The 4,072-nt window shown below is 63.8% G+C and carries 6 protein-coding genes; 3 read left to right on the forward strand and 3 right to left on the reverse strand.

What is annotated here, in order from left to right; genetic code table 11:
- On the forward strand, window positions 1-788 hold a 788-nt coding region (locus tag VKT51_02640), incomplete at its 5' end, for an ATP-binding cassette domain-containing protein (GenBank protein ID HLJ83060.1).
- A gap of 3 nt (window positions 789-791) precedes the next feature.
- Here the strand turns inward: VKT51_02640 and VKT51_02645 are convergent.
- The 3 genes from VKT51_02645 to VKT51_02655 are packed head-to-tail and all read right to left on the reverse strand — an operon-like array spanning window position 792 to window position 1,480.
- On the reverse strand, window positions 792-989 hold the full coding sequence (locus tag VKT51_02645) for a hypothetical protein (GenBank protein ID HLJ83061.1): 198 nt from the start codon (window positions 987-989) through the stop codon (window positions 792-794).
- Window positions 990-994: 5 nt separating this feature from the next.
- Window positions 995-1,216 carry a hypothetical protein gene (locus tag VKT51_02650; GenBank protein HLJ83062.1) on the reverse strand — a complete coding sequence of 74 codons (222 nt, stop codon included), beginning with the start codon at window positions 1,214-1,216 and terminating at the stop codon, window positions 995-997.
- 42 nt (window positions 1,217-1,258) lie between these two features.
- Complete coding sequence (locus VKT51_02655; GenBank protein HLJ83063.1) at window positions 1,259-1,480, reverse strand: hypothetical protein; 222 nt, start codon at window positions 1,478-1,480, stop codon at window positions 1,259-1,261.
- Window positions 1,481-1,821: 341 nt separating this feature from the next.
- Here VKT51_02655 and VKT51_02660 point away from each other — a divergent pair, with 341 nt between their 5' ends.
- Window positions 1,822-2,334, forward strand: coding sequence for a peptidylprolyl isomerase (locus VKT51_02660; protein HLJ83064.1), 513 nt, complete (start codon window positions 1,822-1,824; stop codon window positions 2,332-2,334).
- Window positions 2,335-2,407: 73 nt separating this feature from the next.
- Window positions 2,408-4,072: FAD-binding protein (locus VKT51_02665; protein ID HLJ83065.1), on the forward strand; the 1,665-nt coding region annotated here is incomplete at its 3' end.

Consider the following 4,072-nt stretch of genomic DNA (forward strand, 5'->3'; position numbering starts at 1 on the left):
CCGACGCGATCGACATCGGCGTCGCCCGCGGCGACATCGCCTTCGAAGACGTCCGCTTCGCGTACATCCCCGACCGCTGGGCTTTGGACGGCGTGTCGTTCCATGCGCGGCCGGGAGAGCTGGTCGCGTTCGTCGGCCCGAGCGGCGCGGGCAAGACGACGATCATGCAATTGTTGCCGCGTTTTTACGATCCGCAAGGTGGTCGCGTGCTGCTCGACGGCTACGACGTGCGCGATTTGCGGCTCGATTCGCTGCGCCGCAACATCGGCATCGTCACTCAGGAGACGTACCTATTCCACGCGAGCATCGCCGAGAATCTACGCTACGGGAATCCCGATGCGACCGATGACGAGCTGGTCGCCGCCTGCAAGGCCGCGAACATTTATGAATTGGTCGCAAGCCTGCCGGACGGTTTGCAGACGATCGTCGGCGAGCGCGGCCACAAGCTGTCCGGCGGCGAGCGCCAGCGCATCGCAATAGCGCGCGTGCTGCTGAAGGATCCACGCGTCTTGATCCTCGACGAGGCGACGAGTTCGCTCGACTCGACGTCCGAACGCCTCATCAAAGAAGCGCTCGTACCCCTGATGCGCGGCCGTACCAATCTGGTGGTGGCTCACCGCCTGTCGACGGTGTTGCGCGCTGACGTCATCAACGTGGTCGACGGGGGACGAATCGTCGAAGCAGGGACGCACGCCGAACTAATAGAGCGCGGCGGATTGTACGCCGCGCTCTACAGCGCTCAGTTCTTCGTCACCGAGGAAACCGTCGAACAGCCGGTTCCCCTCTAGAGCTCACTCGCCGGTGTCCGCCGACCCCCCATCGGCAGGCTTCTCATCGCGGCGCTTACGCTCGTTGTCCGCTTCTTGTTTGCGTTCCGGGCCGGTGTCGTCGTGGACGTCGGTGGGCATGTCTTCATATTCGGGAAACTCGTGTGGTTTGGGTGGCACGTCGGTCGGGCTTAAGCCCGGCTCTCGTCGCACATCCTTCATCTACGTCACTCCCTGCTTTCTGGATTCCCGATGCGCTCCGCATTGAGCGCGCTCGGCGCGTTTGCTTCCAGGTGTCCGGGGGCGCCGCCGCAGGCTTCGTGCCCGCAGTCGCAGCGTCCGCGACGGTTGACGTGCTCCCGGCAGAGATCGCAGCAGAACGGATCCGGCGATGTGTCCGAGATCGTGCAACCGCACGATGGATGCCCGCAAGCTTTGGGGTTCTCCATGACGCTCGTACCCTCCGCAGTGAAAAGTGTAACGGCCGGTTTTTACACCGGCCGCCATGTCTCCGTGTCCAGCGTGTGGCCTGCGTCCAGCAGCAGGTAGCCGATCTTGAGCAGCGCGCGAGCGACCCGCTTGCGCGCGCCGACCCGGCTGCGCCGGACCTTGCGAGCGCGAGCCACCAGCCGCGCGTGCGCGGCTTCCTGCAACAGTTCGCCGCGGCGCTGGATCGCGTCTTCGTGCAACGACCAACGTTGCATTGGTTTCACCTCGCTTTCTCATTCAGATGACAAGAGCCGGCAAACGAAAACCCCCGCCTTGCGCGGGGGTTCTTGCTATCGTCGGAACCTGTGGGGCGGTGTTCGTTATCCGCCGTCCTCGGTTTCGCATAGCAAGTCCCCACACGCCGCCACGACACCATTCATTGCGATGGTGCGCAGCAGTGCCGAATTGCGCGGCGACGTGAGTTGGATCAATGCGGTCTCCTCGTCAAACTGGAGCGCTCATCTTAACACGCGCGTGCAGCCGGTGTCAAATCCGTCGACATCAGCATTGGCATTTCGGGTACGCTCCTAAGAGGCGGGGTGCTCGTGGTACCGAACAGCGGGCCATGCCTGAATACGAACCGCCTTCAACCCAAGAAACCATCGCGCTGCTAGCGCTGGCCCGCAAGTCGCAGGCGCGCATCGTCACCAAGCGCGGCGACATCATTTTCCAGTTCTATCCCGACGACGCGCCCAATACGGTCACCGCGTTCATCAAACTCGCGCGCAGCGGATTCTATGATGGGCTGACCTTTCATCGGGTGGAACCGGGCTTCGTCATCCAAGGCGGTTGCCCGTACGGCACCGGAACGGGCGGCCCCGGCTATCAGCTCAAAGCCGAGTTCAACGAGCGACCACACGACGCCGGTGCGGTGGCCATGGCGCGCGCTCAATCGCCCGATTCGGCCGGCTCGCAGTTCTACGTCTGCTTGGAAGATGCACATTTTCTCGATCACAAGTACACCGTCTTCGGCCACGTCACCCAAGGCCTGGATGTGAGCCGTCAGATCCGCGTCGGCGATACGATGGAACGCATAGTCATCGAACCGACAAACGGCACAGAGTCCCGCAGGGCTTGACCGCATCGCGCAAAAGGCCAGCGTAGTTTCGCTTCATTAGAAGACAGCGAGAGACGGTGAAGAGCGGCGAAGCATGATTGCTGATCATGACGTGGTGGTGCTCGGTGCCGGCTTAGCGGGCATGCGCGCGGCGCTCGAGGCGGCGCGCGCGGGCGCGAACGTCGGCATCGTTTCCAAAGTGCATCCGGTGCGCAGCCATTCCGGCGCGGCTCAGGGCGGCATCAACGCGGCCATCGGCGAGGGCGACAGCTGGGAGATCCACGCCTTCGACACGATCAAAGGAAGCGATTACCTCGCCGATCAGGATGCGGTCGAAGTGATGTGCAGCGAAGCGCCGCAGGACATCATCGAGCTCGAGCACATGGGCGTCATTTTCTATCGCGACGACAGCGGCAAGCTGGGTACGCGCGCATTCGGTGGCGCTTCCAAGGCGCGGACGTATTTCGTCGGCGACATCACCGGCCAAGCGCTGCTGTACACGCTGTACGACCAGATCCTCAAAGCGGGCGTCAAGGTCTACGAAGAGTGCTTCGCGACCGACCTCTACATGGTCGACGGAGCGTGCCGCGGCGTCGTCGTCTACGACATGCTGAGCGGCGAGCTGCACCTGTTGCGCGGTCCGGCGCTCGTCATGGGCAGCGGCGGCATGGGCCGCGTGTACGAACCCAGCACCAACGCTTTGATCTGCACCGGTGACGGCATCTCACTGGCCTATCGCGTGGGCGCCCCGCTCATGGACATGGAGATGGTGCAATACCATCCCACCACGCTCAAGGGCTCGGGATTTTTGATGACGGAGGCCGCCCGCGGCGAAGGCGCTTATCTCTTGAACGCCGCCGGCGAGCGCTTCATGAAGCGCTACGCGCCCAACATGATGGAACTCGCCTCGCGCGACGTCGTCTCGCGCGCCGAAACCATCGAGATCGCAGAAGGACGCGGCATAGACGGCTGCGTGCTGCTCGACCTGCGTCACTTGGGTCGCGACGTGATCATGCACAAGCTGCCGCAGATCCACGAAATCGCGCTCGACTTCTTGGGCATCGACATGGTGAAGGATCCCGTGCCGGTGCGTCCGGGCATGCACTACATCATGGGCGGCGTCAAGACCGACGTCAATGGCGCTACCGCCGTGCCCGGACTCTACGCCGCCGGCGAGTGCGCCTGCGTGAGCGTGCACGGCGGCAACCGTCTGGGCGCCAATTCGCTGCTCGACACCTTGGTGTTCGGGCGCCGGTCGGGTCGTGCCGCGGCGGCGTTCGCCGCCAAGGCAAAGCCCCTGGCAAGCGGTGAGGACTTCCTGGCGAGCGAGGTGGAACGGATCAAGGCTCTGCTCGCACGCCCGTACAGCGGCGAGACCCACGCGCGTATCCGGCTGGAGCTTGGGACGATGATGGACAAATACGTCGGCGTGTATCGCGACGAGGCCGGCTTGAACGAAGCCTTGAGACAGCTCGGCGATCTGCGCACTCGCTACGAACGGGTGGCCGTCGGCGACAAAAGCCGGGTGTTCAATCAGGCGCTGACGTTCGTCATCGAGCTCGGGTATATGCTGGACTGCGCCGATGCGACCATCCGCAGCGCCATCGTGCGCACTGAGAGCCGCGGCGCGCAGTCGCGCACGGACTACCCGCAGCGCAACGATGCCGAATGGCTCAAACACGTCGTCATCCGGCAGCGCGCCGGGACCGAGCCCGCGATCGATTTCTCGCCCGTCACCATAACGAAGTGGCCACCGAAA

Source organism: Candidatus Eremiobacteraceae bacterium (genome assembly GCA_035295225.1).
In the GTDB taxonomy this organism is placed as follows: Bacteria; Vulcanimicrobiota; Vulcanimicrobiia; order Eremiobacterales; family Eremiobacteraceae; genus JABCYQ01.